Annotated in this window: 14 protein-coding genes; 5 read left to right on the forward strand and 9 right to left on the reverse strand. The window is 61.0% G+C overall.

Translation table 11 applies throughout. From position 1 onward, the window contains the following. The first annotated feature begins 283 nt into the window (after positions 1-283). Complete coding sequence (locus DBR00_RS00255; protein WP_108488795.1) at positions 284-1228, forward strand: triacylglycerol lipase; 945 nt, start codon at positions 284-286, stop codon at positions 1226-1228. A 70-nt stretch (positions 1229-1298) separates the two neighbouring features. After that, positions 1299-2321: a lipase secretion chaperone gene (locus DBR00_RS00260; RefSeq protein ID WP_108488796.1), complete on the forward strand. Its 1023-nt coding sequence runs from the start codon at positions 1299-1301 to the stop codon at positions 2319-2321. A gap of 51 nt (positions 2322-2372) precedes the next feature. Here DBR00_RS00260 and DBR00_RS00265 read toward each other — a convergent pair whose 3' ends face one another. Then, positions 2373-2807, reverse strand: a complete 435-nt coding sequence (locus tag DBR00_RS00265) for a DoxX family protein (RefSeq protein WP_108488797.1) — start codon at positions 2805-2807, stop codon at positions 2373-2375. A gap of 121 nt (positions 2808-2928) precedes the next feature. After that, positions 2929-4314, reverse strand: a complete 1386-nt coding sequence (locus tag DBR00_RS00270) for a transglycosylase SLT domain-containing protein (protein WP_108488798.1) — start codon at positions 4312-4314, stop codon at positions 2929-2931. A 224-nt stretch (positions 4315-4538) separates the two neighbouring features. Between DBR00_RS00270 and DBR00_RS00275 the strand changes: the two genes are divergently transcribed. Together DBR00_RS00275 and DBR00_RS00280 are read left to right on the forward strand one after the other, a co-directional pair. Beyond that, positions 4539-5363, forward strand: a complete 825-nt coding sequence (locus DBR00_RS00275; RefSeq protein WP_108488799.1) for a TatD family hydrolase — start codon at positions 4539-4541, stop codon at positions 5361-5363. Positions 5364-5558: 195 nt separating this feature from the next. Continuing rightward, positions 5559-7025 carry a methyl-accepting chemotaxis protein gene (locus tag DBR00_RS00280; protein WP_108488800.1) on the forward strand — a complete coding sequence of 489 codons (1467 nt, stop codon included), beginning with the start codon at positions 5559-5561 and terminating at the stop codon, positions 7023-7025. Between the two features lie 55 nt (positions 7026-7080). Here DBR00_RS00280 and DBR00_RS00285 read toward each other — a convergent pair whose 3' ends face one another. The 5 genes from DBR00_RS00285 to DBR00_RS00305 all read right to left on the reverse strand — a co-directional run bounded on the left by DBR00_RS00285 (position 7081) and on the right by DBR00_RS00305 (position 12689). Next, positions 7081-7878, reverse strand: coding sequence for an acyl-CoA thioesterase II (locus DBR00_RS00285; protein ID WP_108488801.1), 798 nt, complete (start codon positions 7876-7878; stop codon positions 7081-7083). A 107-nt stretch (positions 7879-7985) separates the two neighbouring features. Continuing rightward, positions 7986-8759, reverse strand: coding sequence for a CHAD domain-containing protein (locus tag DBR00_RS00290; protein WP_108488802.1), 774 nt, complete (start codon positions 8757-8759; stop codon positions 7986-7988). Between the two features lie 68 nt (positions 8760-8827). Beyond that, positions 8828-10822, reverse strand: a complete 1995-nt coding sequence (locus DBR00_RS00295; protein WP_108488803.1) for a DUF3488 and transglutaminase-like domain-containing protein — start codon at positions 10820-10822, stop codon at positions 8828-8830. Next, positions 10819-11775, reverse strand: coding sequence for a DUF58 domain-containing protein (locus tag DBR00_RS00300; protein WP_108488804.1), 957 nt, complete (start codon positions 11773-11775; stop codon positions 10819-10821). Before DBR00_RS00300 ends, DBR00_RS00295 begins: the two co-directional genes overlap by 4 nt. Then, complete coding sequence (locus DBR00_RS00305) at positions 11772-12689, reverse strand: MoxR family ATPase (RefSeq protein ID WP_108488805.1); 918 nt, start codon at positions 12687-12689, stop codon at positions 11772-11774. The genes DBR00_RS00300 and DBR00_RS00305 overlap by 4 nt, the downstream gene beginning before the upstream one ends. A gap of 169 nt (positions 12690-12858) precedes the next feature. Here DBR00_RS00305 and DBR00_RS00310 point away from each other — a divergent pair, with 169 nt between their 5' ends. Further along, positions 12859-15543, forward strand: a complete 2685-nt coding sequence (locus DBR00_RS00310; protein WP_108488806.1) for an HAD-IC family P-type ATPase — start codon at positions 12859-12861, stop codon at positions 15541-15543. On the opposite strand, the gene DBR00_RS00315 is transcribed toward DBR00_RS00310, so the two are convergent. After that, positions 15540-16145 (reverse strand): flavin reductase family protein, encoded by a 606-nt coding sequence (locus tag DBR00_RS00315; protein ID WP_108488807.1) that lies wholly within the window; start codon positions 16143-16145, stop codon positions 15540-15542. The two genes, DBR00_RS00310 and DBR00_RS00315, sit on opposite strands and share 4 nt — an antisense overlap. Beyond that, positions 16145-16420 carry a hypothetical protein gene (locus tag DBR00_RS00320; protein ID WP_108488808.1) on the reverse strand — a complete coding sequence of 92 codons (276 nt, stop codon included), beginning with the start codon at positions 16418-16420 and terminating at the stop codon, positions 16145-16147. Before DBR00_RS00320 ends, DBR00_RS00315 begins: the two co-directional genes overlap by 1 nt. Between the last annotated feature and the right edge of the window lie 76 nt (positions 16421-16496).

Below are 16496 nucleotides of genomic sequence, written 5' to 3' on the forward strand. Positions count from 1 at the left end.
GCCAATCCATCAATAAACCGGCGTGCACTAGCCTCTCGCCCCGACATCTGGGGCCTGCCAGCAAGGTTGGGCCGTTTCAGCCCGTAACAACCGCGCAGCAACCTGTTTGCGACAGGCGCGCAACAGACCAGACGCAAGGCCCGTGGCAGAGCCTTGCACGTATTTTGTGCTGGAATGGCATGCTTTCTGCCATTGCCTTGGGGCTGAAGTACGCGCCATGGGACGGGCGTTTTGGCTGCATGGACTGCCTTTAACTGCCCGATAAACCCTAGCGAGAGCACCAATGAACAACAATAAAACCCTGCTCGCCCTCTGCCTGGGCGCCGGCTTGCTGGCCTCTGGCAACACCCATGCCTTCTGGTTCGGCTCCTCTGGATACACCCAGACCAAGTATCCAGTTGTACTGGCCCACGGCATGCTCGGCTTCGACAGTATCCTGGGAGTCGACTACTGGTACGGCATTCCTGCCGCGCTGCGTCGCGACGGTGCCAGCGTGTACATCACCGAAGTCAGTCAACTGAACACCTCGGAAGCCCGCGGCGAAGAACTGCTGAACCAGGTGGAAGAGATTGTCGCCATCAGCGGCAAGCCCAAGGTCAACTTGATCGGCCATAGCCATGGCGGGCCGACCATCCGCTACGTCGCTGCCGTCAAACCAAACCTGATTGCCTCCGCCACCAGCGTCGGCGCACCGCACAAGGGCTCGGCCACCGCCGATTTTATCCGCCAGGTTCCAGCAGGCTCGGCCGGTGAAACCCTGCTAGCCGGCATCGTCAATGGCCTCGGCACGCTGATCAACTTCCTCTCAGGCAGTTCCAGTACCAGCCCGCAGAACGCCCTCGGCTCCCTGGAGTCGCTCAACAGCCAAGGCGCGGCGCGGTTCAACGCCAAGTTCCCGCAGGGTATTCCCACCACGGCTTGCGGTGAAGGGGCCTACAGCGTGAATGGGGTGCGCTACTACTCTTGGAGTGGGACCAGCCCGATGACCAATATCATCGATCCCAGCGATTTACTGCTAGGCGCTACGGCTCTGACCTTCAAGGGTGAAGCCAACGACGGTTTGGTCGGCCGCTGCAGCTCGCGTATGGGCAAGGTGATCCGCGATAACTACCGGATGAATCATCTCGACGAGGTCAACCAGACACTGGGGCTGACCAGCCTGTTCGAAACCGACCCGGTTACGGTCTACCGCCAACATGCCAACCGCCTGAAAAACGACGGCCTGTAATACAGGACCGGGGGCTGGCGACAGCCCCCGGTTTCAGTGCAACCGTTTCCACACCAGATGAAGAGTTCCCGTGAAGAAATTTCTGCTGCTATCGCCACTGGTGTTTGCCGTTTGCGTGACTCTGGCGCTGTACCTGAAACCGGTGGATATCCCTGCTCAACTCAACGGCAATCCTCTCGCAGCAGCCACGCCCCAGCCACAACGTCCCCCCCCCTTGCTGCACGCCGGAACAACTAAGGCTGCACATGCGCTGCAGAGCCTGCCAGCCTCCTTCAGCGGTACCATGGTGGACGGTACATTTCGTCTCGACGCAGCAGGTAACCTACTGATCAGCGAAGACATCCGACGGATATTCGACTACTTCCTCGCCGCCGTGGGCGAAGAACCATTGCGCACCAGCGTGGAGCGGCTGCGGGCCTATATCGCCGAGCAACTGCCGGCAAATGCTCGTGAACAGGCGCTGGCCCTGCTCGATCAATACCTCGACTACAAACGCGAGCTGGTCTTGCTGGAACGTGACCTACCACAGGTTGCCAACCTGGACGCCTTGCGGCACCGAGAAACAACCGTGCAGGCACTGCGTGCGCGAATCTTCGACACGGCAACGCAACAGGCATTCTTCGCCCGCGAAGACGCCTACAACCAATTCACCCTGCAACGCCTGGCCATCCTGCACGACAGCCAACTGGACGATGCCGGTAAGGCCACTGCCGTCGATCAACTGCGCAACAGCCTGCCTGCCGAGATGCAGGATGCTGTCCTGCCTCAGCTGCAGAATGAACTGCGCCAACAGACTGCTCAGCTACACGCCGCTGGGGCCAAACCCGAGCAAATTCGCCAACTGCGCCAACAACTGGTGGGCGCAGCAGCCACCCAACGTCTAGAAGTGCTCGACCAACAACGACAGACCTGGAAGAAGCGGATTGCTCAATACCGCATCGACAAGGCCGCAATCGAAAACAACCCTGGCCTGAGTACCAGCGATAAGCGCGCAGCGATTGCCCAACTGGCAGCAGAAAACTTCGATGAACGCGAACGATTGCGCCTGGAAGCCGCTGAACAGTTGGCGACACAGAACAAAGCACAACCCTGAAATGCAAAAAGCCCACCGAAGTGGGCTTTCCGCAGTTTACGCAGGCTTCGCTTAACCGGCGATGCGCTTGTCCAGTGACAGCTTGCCAGCCCCCTCGATCATCACCGCAATACTGATTGCCAGCAGAGCCAGGGCAAACTCGTAGCCGTTATTGCTCATAAAGAAGCCATTGGCCAAATGCACAGTAGCAATCGCCACCACCATGGTCAGCGCCAGTACCGCAGCAGCTGGGCGCGCCAGCAGGCCAATGATCAAGGCCAAGCCGCCAAAGAACTCGGCGCTACCGGCCATCAGGGCCATCAGGTAACCCGGTGCCAGACCGATACTTTCCATCCACTGAGCCACGCCTTCCAGGCCATACCCACCAAACCAGCCAAACAACTTTTGTGCACCGTGAGCGGCAAAGGTGATGCCAGCGATGATACGCAGGACAGTTAGGCCATAGCCTGCTTGAGTTGCAACAACGGTTTTGATCAGAGCGTTCATGTGCAGCAGTCCTGTAGTGAGAAGTTGATGGGGTGCAGACTAAACTAAAAATCGAATACTTAAAGCGAATAAAATTGCTATAAACAATCTAATAAATAGATTAATTATTCACTGAGCTGCATCAAGGCTCCAGTAGATAACGCTCACGGTCATACGCCAGGTAGTACTTATTCACACTATTCACATAGCTGACGACCCCCATACCCATCTGCTCCATGGCCACCCGCTCCACCTGGAAAAACCACTGATTGGGATTCAGGCCGCGTCGGCGCGCTTCAGCACGCAGCCCCTGAACCCGCTGCGGCCCCAGGTTGTAGCCGGCCAGAATAAATGCCATGCGCTCGCGCTCATTGAGTTGCGGGCTGTTGAAGTAGTTGCGGCGAATCATCGCCAGGTACTTCGCGCTGGCCTGCACGTTATTATCCAGCGCACTGATATTGCTCACCCCAACGCTGCGGGCGGCCACTGGGGTGATCTGCATCAGGCCGGTGGCACCACTTGCCCCCCGCGCGGCTGGATTGAGGGTCGACTCCTTAAAGGCCAGTGCTGCCAGGGCCAGCCAGTCAAAATCATGCTGGGAGGCGTAGCGTTGCAAGACTGGACGAACTTTCTCCAGGCGCTGGCGCTCGGTACGCCCAAGCGGGTAATGCACCTTGTACAGACGACGGTAAACGCGCTGGAACACGGCATCCAGATCCGCAGGATCTTTGTACCCCTTGAGAAAGCGATCAATGCTGGCGCCGAGCATTGGCGTATCTCGCCGCACATACCAGCGCATGTCACCGTCCTTGGATAGCTGCAGATGACGATCCAGGCGCAGCTTGGGCATCACCTTGGCCCAACGCTCGGCAATCGGCTGCTCGACCGCTGTTACCGCGAAAATTCCAGCCTGCACCATCTCCAGTACATCTTCGACGGCAAGGCTCGGGTCGACCCATTCGATGACAATGGGCGAGCGCTTCTTATCAATCAACTTCTGATTAAGCAGCCGAATCGCTTCGGCAGCCACACTACCCGCAGGTAATGCCAGGCTGCGCCCGGAGAGCTGTTCAAGATTCTGGTATCGCCGATTCCCCTGGCGAGCCACGATGATCAGCGGCACATCCTGGCGTATTGCAGCACTGGCGCTGAGCTTACTGCCACGCGGCATATTAAGCAGCTCTCCGGGGGCCACCAGATCGCCCTCACCGCGCTGCAGAGCCGCCAGCAACTGATCCTTGGCTCGCGGGACAAGCTTCAATTTGAGGCTACGGCCATCGCGCGCGTTGCGATTGAGGTACTGCTCAAAGGCTCGCAAACGGTGGTACTCAACGCCGATACTCTGGCCTTTGACTTCCCCCGAGCTGTTGCGGCTCTGATTGACCAGCACACGCAGTTCACCACTGCTACGAATGCTCGCCAGGTCTCGGGCAGCCTTGGGCTGCTCGACTTCCAGCGGCCCAGCCACACGTGCTACCGCTGTACAGGACAGCAGCAACAGGCAGCAGGTGAGCAACACTCGCAGCATCTGGGCTCCAGGGAAAAATGCTCGACAGATCAGCAACACGCCTGTCGGCTAACACATGACTGGCCGCTCGCGCGGGGCGCGGAGGTTCGCACAGCCCACCCATGGACGCCAGCCAGTTGTCACACAAAACATCACATAAACAGGATAACTATTTGTATTTATTGACCTTTTAAATAGACAAAAAAGCTCTGCTATGCTGCCCGGTCAATTCAGCAGGTAGCACCATGCAACTCATCGACATCGGCGTCAATCTGACCCACCCCAGCTTTGCCGAGCAACGCGAAGCCCTCCTCACTCGGGCCTATGCCGCAGGCGTCCAGCAAATGCTGCTGACCGGTACCCGCCTCGACGAAAGCCGCCATGCCTTGGAACTGTGCCGGCAATTGGATAGCAGCGGCACACATTTGTTCAGTACCGCCGGTGTCCATCCTCACGATGCCAGCAGCTGGAACAGTGACAGCTATGCCGAACTCAAGGCTCTGCTGGACGATGTCCGAGTTCGCGCCGTGGGCGAATGCGGCCTGGACTTCAACCGTGACTTTTCCCCCAGGCCACAGCAGGAGCAGGTGCTGGAGCAACAACTGGCCCTGGCCGTGGAGTTGCAGCTGCCCGTGTTTCTGCATGAGCGCGATGCTGACGAGCGCCTGCTGGCGATCCTGCGTCACTACCGCGATCAGCTACCGGCTGCCGTGGTGCACTGCTTTACCGGGGAGAAACGCGCGTTGTTCAACTACCTGGATATGGACCTGCATATCGGCATCACCGGCTGGATCTGTGACGAGCGCCGTGGCAGCCACCTGCACCCACTGGTCAAGGAAATACCCCGTGGCCGCCTGATGCTGGAAAGTGATGCGCCGTTCCTGCTGCCCCGCAGCCTTCGGCCGAAACCGAAGAACGGCCGCAATGAGCCGGCTTTTCTGGTAGAGGTGCTGCGTGAAGTCGCATTGCACCGCGGTGAAACCGAACAGATTTTGGCGGCCCATACCAGCGCTGCGGCGCAGGCGTTTTTCCAATTGCCTGCACCCGGCAATAGCCAGCCACACACCTGAGCCCGCGGTTGATAAGGGTCAATAGGCCTGCGCAGGTTTTACCCGATACTGGTGGCACGGTGGCAAATGCTTTTATTGCCATCGGCCTAAACCCGGCAGGGACTTCGCCGATACAGACTGTGCCGTCCATTGCATACCGAACATCCCATAACGCCCTGCGAGTAAGCAGCCAACCTCCACAAGGAAGAGATGTGCATGAGTCACTGGATTAGCGATCTTTCCCTGAAGTACAAATTCTGGGCCGTCAACGCGGTAGCCTTCTTCACTACGCTGCTGCTGGTGCTGTATGCCCTCCATCTGGAACATCAAACCCATCTGGACGCAGCCAAGCTTGCCGCCCAGCAGCAAGCCCGCCTACTGAGCCTGTGGCCGGCAGAGCAAGCCTTGCCCAGCGCTAATAACCTGCTGAAACTGACCAATGGGCAAACGCCGCGCCTACCGGACAACCAAGGCAGCGCTCTGGCCAATGCTCGCGGCTGGGTCGAGCTCAATGGCAGCGAAGGGTTGATCGGTGCCGAGGTCATCACCCGCCAGGACGGTCAGCGCCTGGCTGTCACCGCCACAGCGCCAAGCCCGACCGACATATTCCTTGACCGTGCGCCCAGCTATGCGCTGGTGGTTGCCCTACTGATGCTGCTGCTCCTGGCCGCCTCACAGTTGCTGATCCGCTTCCTGCTAAGCCACCTCAACACCCTCAAGGATGTCATGCTGCAAGTGGAGAAAAGCGGCGATCTCAGCGCCCGCGTCCCCCTCGACAGCCGCGATGAGGTGGGCCAGATGGCCAGTGCCTTCAATGCCATGCAAGCTGGCTACCAGCGAGTTGTCGGCATCGTCGCGCAATCGGCAGCGCAGCTGGATGAAGGCGCCGAGCGCATGGCCAGCAGCATGCGTGACGTACGCCAGGGCATGCTTGATCAGCAGAGTGAAACCGAACAGGCGGCCACCGCGATCAACGAGATGTCCGCCACGGTGCACCACATTGCCGAACATGCTGCCGACACCCGCGATCAGTCCCAGAATGCCGAACAACTGGCCCGCAGCGGCCAACAGGTGGTTAATCGAGTCACGCAGTCAATTTCCGGCCTGTCCAGCGGTGTGCAAGAGACCGCGCAGATGATCGAGCAACTGGCCGCCGACAGCCAGAAGATTGGTGGTGTGGTCAGCGAGATTCATGGAATTGCCGAACAGACCAACCTGCTCGCCCTCAACGCGGCCATTGAAGCCGCCCGCGCCGGTGAAATGGGCCGAGGTTTTGCCGTGGTAGCGGATGAAGTGCGCAACCTGGCCAAGCGTGTACAGGACTCCACTGACCTCATCACCCAGATGATCAATACCCTGCAAAGCGGCACACGCGATGCTGTGGACTTTATGCAGGACAGCTCGATCAAGGCCGATGAATGTGTCAAGCAGGCGGATGAAGCGGGTCAGGCGCTGGCAGCCATCACCGAATCCGTGGCGCATATGCGTGAAAGCAACACGCAGATCGCCGTGGCGGCCGAACAGCAAAGCCAAGTAGCTGAAGAGATGAACCGCGCGGTGATCCGCATCCGCGATGTCACCGAGCAAACCGTCGGACAGACCGGCGAGTCGGCGCTGACCAGCGCCAACCTGGCCAACCTGGCCGGCGAACTGAACAAGGCTATCCGCCAACTCAAGCTGTAGAGGACCAAGCAGCTATTGCCGTGCTGCACACTGCTGCAACGGCAGTAACCGGCGCTTAACCGAACACCGCCACCGTCTGCCGGCTGATGGCCAGCAACTCACCATTGGCCGTCCACATTGCTGCCGCCACGTGGCCGTACCCATCACGGGCATGCTCGATGTGCGCGCGGTAGAGGCACCAGTCCTGCGTCGTCAACGCACTCATGGGCTGCACGAACTCAATGGTCCATGTCAACGTGCTGCCAGGCGCTGGCGCACTCAGGTGCGGCAACACGGCGGGCGGCCAGGCATCGACCAGGGCGAGCAGGTGAGCCTCACTGACAGGTTCAACCGCCGCCTGATCACGCAAACGTACCCAACCGCCCATGTCCCGCGATGTATTGCCGCTGAACGGCACGCCACCGAAGGCCCAGCGCATGGCCAGGTAACGGGTGAATTCAGGGGTGACGTTGGGGATATAAGGTAACTCCTGGCAGGCCTCCACGGCCGTGGCCTGCGGTGCCGGCTCAGCTGCAACCGCGATGTGCGACTCACGCCCGGCGCCGAAACTGCCCTGCACGATGGTCACCACCTGACCATCCTGTATCGCCCGGCCGAGCACCTGACTGACGGCCTTGCCTTCGCGCAGCACGTCCACTTCAAAACGCACCGGCACATCCGGCGCCGCCGGGCCCACAAAGGTCATGGCCAGGGAGCGCAGCGGTCGCCCGCTCGACACCTGGGCGCGCATGGCTTCATACACCAGCGCAGCCACCAGGCCACCAAAGCTGGCGCGACCCTGTCCCCACTGCGCGGGAATCAACACCGCCTGCGGGTTGTCGCGCACGGCCTGAAGTAACTCGGAAAAACCCATAACCACCTCGAAATCTGAAGATGCGGATGATCTTAGGGTAAAGGCAGCGATGAATGACACGACATTTCGGCCAAACAAGCCGAATGTATAACGACTCTTCAGCCAACTCAGCTGCTGGCGTGAACAAACCCTGCGGTCAATCCTTGCAAGGCCAGACTGGCTTGCTGCTCGGCACTCTGCATAGCGTCACGCCAAGCAAGCACGCAAGGCTGCAGATCCACCTCCGCTTCGGCACGTTGTAACCACTGCCAGTGGTCGTGCCAATCACCCAGCGCTGACTGCACCTGCTTTAGCTGCAAGCGCATACGCCCAGGCATATCGGCCAACGCTGGATAGGCCTCGGCGGCATAACGCAGACGCTTGACCAACAAGCGCAGGCGATGACGGTCATGGGCGGGGTCAAGCAGAGCCTGTGCCAGGCGTTTACGATCCTTGCGCAAGCGTTCCTTGATCAGTTTATGCAGGCCGTGCAGTTGCCCATTGCTGGCAGCCTGGCGCCATTGCTCTGGCCAGTCATCCAATGCATCAAGCAAATGCGCCAACGGTGCACTGTCCAATAGCTGCAGATAGCCTTGCTGCAGCAGTGGCATCCGCGAGTACGCAGCACTCTCGTGACCTTGCTGTTGCAGATAAGCCTGCAGCACTTCAAGGTCGCGCAGTGGACCGCTCAAGCGCCCCAGCTCGGCCGCACGCTGCTGCAAGGCCTCACAGACCGCGACCGAAGATAACGGCCGCAGCAGGCTGCGTAATTGGCGCAAGGCAATACGCAGATCGTGCAAGGCCTCGTCATCGGTGCACACACGTAGCCGCTCGCGGCAGGCAAACAAACGCATTTGAATGCGTAGTACGTGTCGCGGTACTTCATCAATCATGCCTTGCATCGCCTCACTCCTGTGATATCGCACCCAGCTTATGCACTGGTTGATTAGCCACAAGTGGCCAATGGTCGCTATGAGTCCAAACGAGTAAGCCGCCAAGGCAATGCCTGCCGCAGCGCCTTTAGATGCTGACGTAACTGCACAGCAGAAGGTTCTTGCCCGGCATAGCGCTGAGCCTCGAACGCGGCTGCAAAGTTGCCAATCGCTTGCGCCTGGGCCGGCATCTGCTGGGCTGCCCGCGCGGCATAGTCGCGCGGGCCTTCACCGGGTTTGCGTGGCACACCATGACGCGCCAGCAAACCCTCGAAACGGCGGAACAAGCGCTGCTGCACATCGCGCTCGCGCTGCCAGGGCTTGAACAGCCAAAGTGAAAGCAAACCGAGCAGCAGCGCCCCGCCGCCGACCAGGCCGATCACCAGCGATTGGGCATCCACCCGACCCAACCAGCGCTGGAGAAACTCCAACTGCTGCTGACTCTGATAGCCCAATACCCAGCGTTGCCAGCCGTAGTTGATGTTGTCCCAGGCCAGACGCAATTGATTCAACCAACTGAGATTGCGGTAGCGCAGTGGGGAAAAGGGCGAGTCTTCAAGAAAACTCTGCTCGTCAGCCAAGGCTTCTTCCAGGCCCATTTCGACCCGTTCGGGGGCTACCTGGAAGGTCGGATCGACACTGACCCAGCCCTGCCCCTCTTGCCAGTATTCGACCCAGGCATGGGCATCGAACTGACGCACCTGTACGTAATTGCCCGTGGGGTTGTACTCACCGCCCTGATAACCCGCCACCACCCGCGCTGGAATGCCGGCCGCACGCAGCACATAGGTCATGGCTCCGGCGTAGTGGGCGCAGAAGCCGCTGCGGGTTTCGAACAGAAAATCATCAATATTGTTTACGCCTAACGTTGGCGGAGTCAGGGTGTAAGCAAAGGGCTCACGGTTGAAATGGCTAAGCAGCGCCTGCACCAGCTGTTCGGGCTGTGGGTGCTCACGTTTAAGTTGTTCGGCCCAGGCGCGGCTGCGCGGCTCACCTTGAGCCGGCAACTGCAACGCACGGCGCAGGGTCTCCTGGGCCGGCTGCGGCTCGCGTAGCGCCTGTGGCCAGGAGGTGGCCTGATAGATCAGCGAGCGATCCACCGGCTGACGGCGTTGCAAGCGAAAGTCGCTCATCTGCCGAGTCTGCTCCAGCGGGGTTTCCGCCACATCCAGAGCAAACAGCCAGCGCTGCGCACTGGGCTGCATGACGATGCTGTAACTCAGTGACTCGCCCTGCTTCTGCCACTGCGCACCGGGGCCAAACTCGGCGTAATCGGATTGTGACCAGCGCCGGCCATCAAAACGATCCAGGGTCAGTGCACGCCAGTACAGCTCACTGCGCGGCGGTGTTTCGCCGTTGAAGCTGGCGCGAAACGCCAGGGCCGCGGAACGGCTCAGATCGGCGATATCCGCCGGCGCCATACTGTCCGACAGACCGGTGGTGGCCTTGTCATTCGGCACCGGCAAGGACCACAGAGGCCCCATACGCGGGAAAAATACAAACAGCAGCAGCATGACCGGCAGCGCTTGCAGGAGCATCGCGCCCGCCAGCCGCGCGGTCGGCCAAGGCTGAGTGGCCAGGCGGCTCTGCTGCAGGCCAATCAAGGCCGCGAGCAAAGCGGTGACCGGTAGCAGGCTGTAGAAGGCCACCAGCATGCTGTCATCGAACAGGTAAGCGGTGACCACCACAAAGAAGCCCAGAAACACCAGTACCAAAGCATCGCGTCGTGTACGCATCTCAAGCAGTTTCAGGACAAAGGCAGCGACCAGCAACACCACCCCGGCATCCAGGCCAATCAGGCTGCCACGGGAGAGAAACACGCCAAGCGCTGCGGCCAGCATCAGAGCACCCTTGGCCCAGGCATTCGGATAACGCGCGCGCATGCGGAAAATCTGAATACGCCAGGCTGCGCTCCCCAGCCACAGGCCGATAATCCACAGCGGCAAATGCGTCAGATGCGGAAGGATCACCAGCGCCTGCGCCACCAGCAGCCAGGTCAGGCTGATGCGCGGAATCGTCGTAACCCGACTCATGGTGCACGCCCGAACAGCGCCAGGGCGCGCAGGCAGGCATCACGGTGCAATTCGCCGCTGTCGACCTCCAGCACCTGGCCAGGCAGGCTCAGGGCAAAGGGTTGCTGCCGCTCGGACAGCTGCAATACCCAATGGCAGAGCAGCGACAGGCGCGTCTCCATATCTCCGGACAAGGCGTCGAAATCCAGGTACAGGTCACGCCCGGTGATCGAGGCGAAGTCCTTGACCAGCAAACCCTGGCCACGGGAGTAGGCTTTCCAATGCAGGCGACGCTTGGAATCGCCCGGCTGATAGGTTTTCAGCCCCTGGTAGTCATCCACACCCTGACCATGGGGCCGACTACCCTCCTCGTCCGGATCTTCACTGGCACCGGCGGACAGCGGCAGATCACCGGGCAAAGGCTGTGGGTAAACCAACACACGCTGATCCAGATCGACCCAGCTCCAGGCCACCAGAATGCCCAGCGGGAAACGGCTTTCGACCCTCAGCCGACCAGGCCGCAACCAGCCGCGCTGCAGTGCCGGCAGGTTCAACTGGCATTCGCTCACGCCTTCGGCTGGCACATCCAGCGTCTGCAATTCGGCCGGTGGCCAACCCAGACTGACGGCCTGATGGGCCCGCTGGCTGCTTTCCAGGCGCAGGCGAAAACCGGCTGGCTCGCCAACAAATACTGCCGGCGCACTGCCGGCCTTGAGGATCAACCCGGCGAGGTTCCGGTAAGTGTGCAGAATGGCCACGACGAACACCGAGGCCAGCAGGAAGGTCAGGCCATAGGCCAGGCTGTTCTGGTAATTGATCGCCGCCAGTAGCATCAACAGCAGCGCCAGCATAAAGGCACCACCGACACGGCTGGGGATGATAAAGATCCGCCGCTGGTTCAGGCGTACGCTGCTGGCTGCCGGAATGCGCCGTGCTAGCCAGCGGTTCCAGCGCGGTCGGAGCTGGGCGATCAAAGCGCCGGCACCTCACGCAGCAACCACTGCACCAGGCTGCCGGCACCATGCCCAGCGGGGTCGGCGCGCTCGCGCAGGCGATGGCCGACCACTGACGGCAGCACGGCCTGTACATCTTCTGGAATCACATAATCACGCCCGGCGAGGAAGGCCCAGGCTTTCGCAGCCGCGAGCAGTGCCAGGCTGGCCCGAGGTGACAGGCCCCAGGCGAATTGCGGCTGGGTGCGGGTGGCATCGACCAGGCGCAGCACGTAGTCGATCAATGCATCACTGGCGCGCACTTTCGGCACTTCGGCCTGCACCAGCGCCAGTTCAGCGTGGTCCAGCAGCGCTGGCAAAGTGGGCAGCAGGGAGCGCCGCGAGTCGCCCAGCAGCAGGGCCTTTTCCGCGGCCTTACCGGGATAGCCGAGCGACAGACGCATCAAAAAACGGTCCAGCTGCGACTCAGGCAAGGCAAAGGTGCCGCCCTGGCTGACCGGGTTCTGCGTGGCGATTACAAAGAAGGGTTCCGGCAGTGGCCGGGTCGCGCCTTCGATGGTCACTTGGCCCTCCTCCATGGCTTCGAGCAGCGCACTCTGGCTTTTCGGCGTGGCGCGGTTGATCTCATCGGCCAGCACCAGCTCAGCGAAAATCGGCCCCGGATGGAAGATAAATTGCCCGCTGTCCTTATCGAACACCGAGGTACCGAGGATGTCACCGGGCAGCAAGTCGGAAGTGAACTGGATGCGCTGGAAGCTCAGGCCCAGCACCTTGGCCAGGGCATGGCTGAGGGTGGTTTTGCCCATACCGGGCAAGTCCTCGATCAACAGATGGCCCTGGGCCAACAAACACGTCAGCGCCAAACGCACCTGCGGCTCCTTGCCCAGAAGCACGTGATTGACCGTCTGCAGCACAGTTTCCAGTTTGGCGCGCATGTATCACTCCTTTAAAACCGATTGGTGATGCTACTGCGCCGCGTTGCCACGGCATAGCGGCTGGAAACCTTTACTGACGAACTTGTGAGCCATTCAATTGATCAAAGCTAACACCCACCTCGTTTGTGGTGTTTAGGCTAAAGACCCGAACAGCGCTGGAGCAGATCAAATGCAAGCGCCATCTGGCCATAACTGGCACGCCCTGCCAGCGCATCAAAGCCTGCAGCACCTCAACAGCAGCAGCCAAGGCCTGGACAGTGCTGACGCCGCCCAGCGGCTCAGCGAGCACGGCCTCAACCTGCTGCCGCAACAACAGGCCAACGGGCCGCTAAAGCGCTTTGCCCTGCAGTTTCACAACCTGCTGATCTACGTCCTGCTCGGCGCCTGCCTGCTCACCCTGCTACTGGGCGAATGGCTCGACAGCGCGGTGATCTTTGCCGTGGTGCTGATCAATGCGCTGGTCGGTTTTGTTCAGGAAGGCAAAGCTCAGCACGCCATGCTGGCGATTCAGCAGATGCTCAGCCTGGAAAGCCGGGTACGGCGCAACGGCCAGGTGCACAGCATTGCCGCCGAACAGCTGGTACCCGGCGACTGGGTGCTGCTGGAGGCCGGCGACCGCGTGCCCGCCGACCTGCGCCTGCTGGAGACCCGCGACCTGCGTATTGACGAGGCCGCACTGACCGGTGAATCCCTACCCGTGGATAAACACCACGATGCCGTAGCCACCTCGGCCAGCCTGGCCGACCGCCGCAGCATGGCCTATTCCGGCACCCTGGTGAATGCCGGCAGCGCTGCGGGCGTGGTAGTGGCCACGGCCAAGCAGACCGAGCTGGGCAAGATCAGTCACATGCTTGAAAGCGTGGTCAGCCTGCAAACGCCGCTGCTGGTCGACATGGCCAAATTTGCCCGCCACCTGACCCTGGGCATTCTCGTTCTGGCGCTGCTGACCTTTGCCTTTGGCATCCTGCTGCGGGGTTACAGCGCCGAGGACATGCTGCTGGCCGCAGTCAGCCTGGCGGTGGCGGCCATTCCGGAAGGCCTGCCGGCGGTGCTGACGATCATCCTCGCCCTCGGCGTGCAGCGCATGGCCAAGCGCCGGGCGATCATTCGCCACCTGCCAGCGGTGGAAAGCCTCGGCGCGGTCACAGTGATCTGCTCGGACAAGACCGGCACCCTGACGTGCAATGAAATGACCGTACAGCAGGTGTTTACCGCCGCTCACCATTACCGCGTAGACGGCGTCGGCTATGCGCCCCAGGGCAGCATTCACGGTGATGACGGCCAACTGTGCCAACTAGGCGCTGCCGATGATCTGCGTGAACTCGCGCGTGCCGGGCTGCTGGCCACTAACGCCAGCCTGCGCAGTGGCGAGAACGGCTGGTGCATCACTGGCGACCCCACCGAAGCCGCCCTGCTGACCCTGGCCGGCAAGGTCGGTCTGGAGCTGCAGCAGGAGGCGCACAACCTGCCGCAGGTCGATGTCATCCCCTTCAGTTCCGAGCAACGCTGCACCGCCAGTCTGCACCATGACCATGCTCGGCATGGTCTGATCTATATGATCGGTGCCCCGGAACGCGTGCTCGAAGCCTGCAACCGCCAATGGCGTGACGGCCATCCCGAACCGCTCGACCCACGCCACTGGCATCAGGCCCTGGACAGCGGCACCCACCAGGGCCTGCGTATGCTTGGCCTGGCCATTCGGCCGCTCGGCGAACCGCAGCAGAGCCTCGATTATCAGGACTTGGACGGCGATTACGTGCTGCTCGGCCTGGTCGGCATGCTCGACCCGCCACGCGAGGAAGCCATTGTCGCCATTGCCGACTGCCACAGCGCTGGCATCGCGGTGAAGATGATCACCGGCGACCATGCCGGCACCGCCAGCGCCATTGCCCAACGCCTTGGCCTGGGCGGTGGCAAACCGCTGACCGGGGCCGAACTCGACAGCCTCAGCGACAGCCAGCTGGATCAGCTGCTCCCCATCACCAGCGTATTCGCCCGCACCAGCCCGGCGCACAAGCTACGCCTGGTTGAACGCCTGCAAGCCTGCGGCGCGCGGGTGGCCATGACCGGCGATGGGGTCAACGATGCGCCCGCGCTGAAACGCGCCGACATCGGCGTGGCCATGGGCATCAAGGGCACGGAAGCTGCCAAGGAGGCCGCGCAGATGGTGCTGGCCGACGACAACTTCGCCACCATCACCCACGCCATCGAAGAAGGCCGGGTGGTTTACGACAACCTGGAAAAATCCATTTTGTTTATCCTCCCCACCAGTGGTGGACAGTCACTTACCCTGCTGGCGGCCATCGCCCTGGGACTGACCTTGCCGATCACCCCACTGCAGATTCTCTGGATCAATATGATCACCGCTGTGACCCTGGCGCTGGCACTGGCGTTTGAGCCGGCAGAAGCCAACCTGATGCGCCGCCCACCACGTGATCCCAAGGTCAATCTGCTCAGCCACCACCTGCTCTGGCGCGTAGTGTTTATCGCGGTGCTGATGACCCTGGCCAGCCTGGGCCTATTCCTCTACACCCAGACTCTTGGCTGGAGCCTTGAAAGCAGCCGCACCCTGGCGGTCAACGCCGTGGTTGCCTGTGAAATCGGCTACCTGTTCAGTAGCCGTCGCCTCGAAGGGCCGGCGAACTTTGGCCTACACGACAACCCGATGATCTGGTGCATGGCTGGCCTATTGCTCAGCCTGCAGCTGATACTCACCTACTGGCCGGCCATGCAGCAGGTCTTCACCACCGCCGCCCTGCCGGCATACGCCTGGGGTTGGTGCCTGCTGGCAGCGCTGGGCGTATGCGCCTGCGTGGAAGCGGAGAAGTGGCTGTTGCGGCGGCAAGGCCCTTAGGGACGCTGCAACTCAAAGCGCTGCAAGGTGCGGGTATAACCACTGCCGCCAAGACGGCCAATCAGGTCGAGCTGACTGCTGTCGATACGGCCCTGCTCATTCAGCACCGCATCGTCGATATGCGCCAGTAGCACTTCGGCGAAGATCAGATGGCAATTGGGCTTATCTGCCGGGTAGGCCTGGATCTGCGCCACCCGGCATTCAAAGGCCACCGCCGCGCCGGCCACCCGAGGCGGTGCGACTCGCTGCGAGGGCAGGCTGGCGATGCCGCACTGTTCGAACTCGCTGATGCCGTAGGGCAATAGCGCCGCACTGGCATTCATCGCCTCGGCCTGGGCAAACGACACCAGCTGAATCACCAATTCGCCACTGGCCTGCACATTCAACAGGGTGTCCTTGAGGCCACCATCGGCGCGGTGATTGACGTTAACCATCAAGGTTGGTGGATCATCGCTGATCACCTGAAAGAAGCTGAACGGCGCCAGGTTGCTAACGCCCTCAGCCGACTGACTGGACACCCAGGCAATCGGTCGCGGAGTAATGGTCGAAGCCAGCCAGCGGTAACGCTCAAGCGGTGTGAGTGAGGTAAAGTCCAGTTGCATCAGCGACCAGCCCGCGACTCGCGAATATAGAAACGGGCGCGCTCGGATTTCGCCGTGCAGCCTTCATAGCCCTCAAACTGTTGCTGGGTTTTCGCTGCTGTCAGCAGCGACAGGGCCTTGGAATAGCTCACCGTACCGGCAAAACCTTCAGCCTTGGCCAGATCCAGTTCACGCCAGGCGGCATCCAGCTGATTGGCGCAACTGTTGCGATAAGCCGTTTTCCCCGCACAACCGCTCAACACCAGCAGCATGGGCAACACAATCCACAGTTTCATCAGGTAACTCCTGCAAATAGATCCACGAAGAACTCGGTAGCAAAACGCATCATAGCGCTGCATCAATCCCTGCACT

The sequence above is a fragment of the Pseudomonas sp. HMWF032 genome, from assembly GCF_003060885.1.
Classification (GTDB): Bacteria; Pseudomonadota; Gammaproteobacteria; order Pseudomonadales; family Pseudomonadaceae; genus Aquipseudomonas.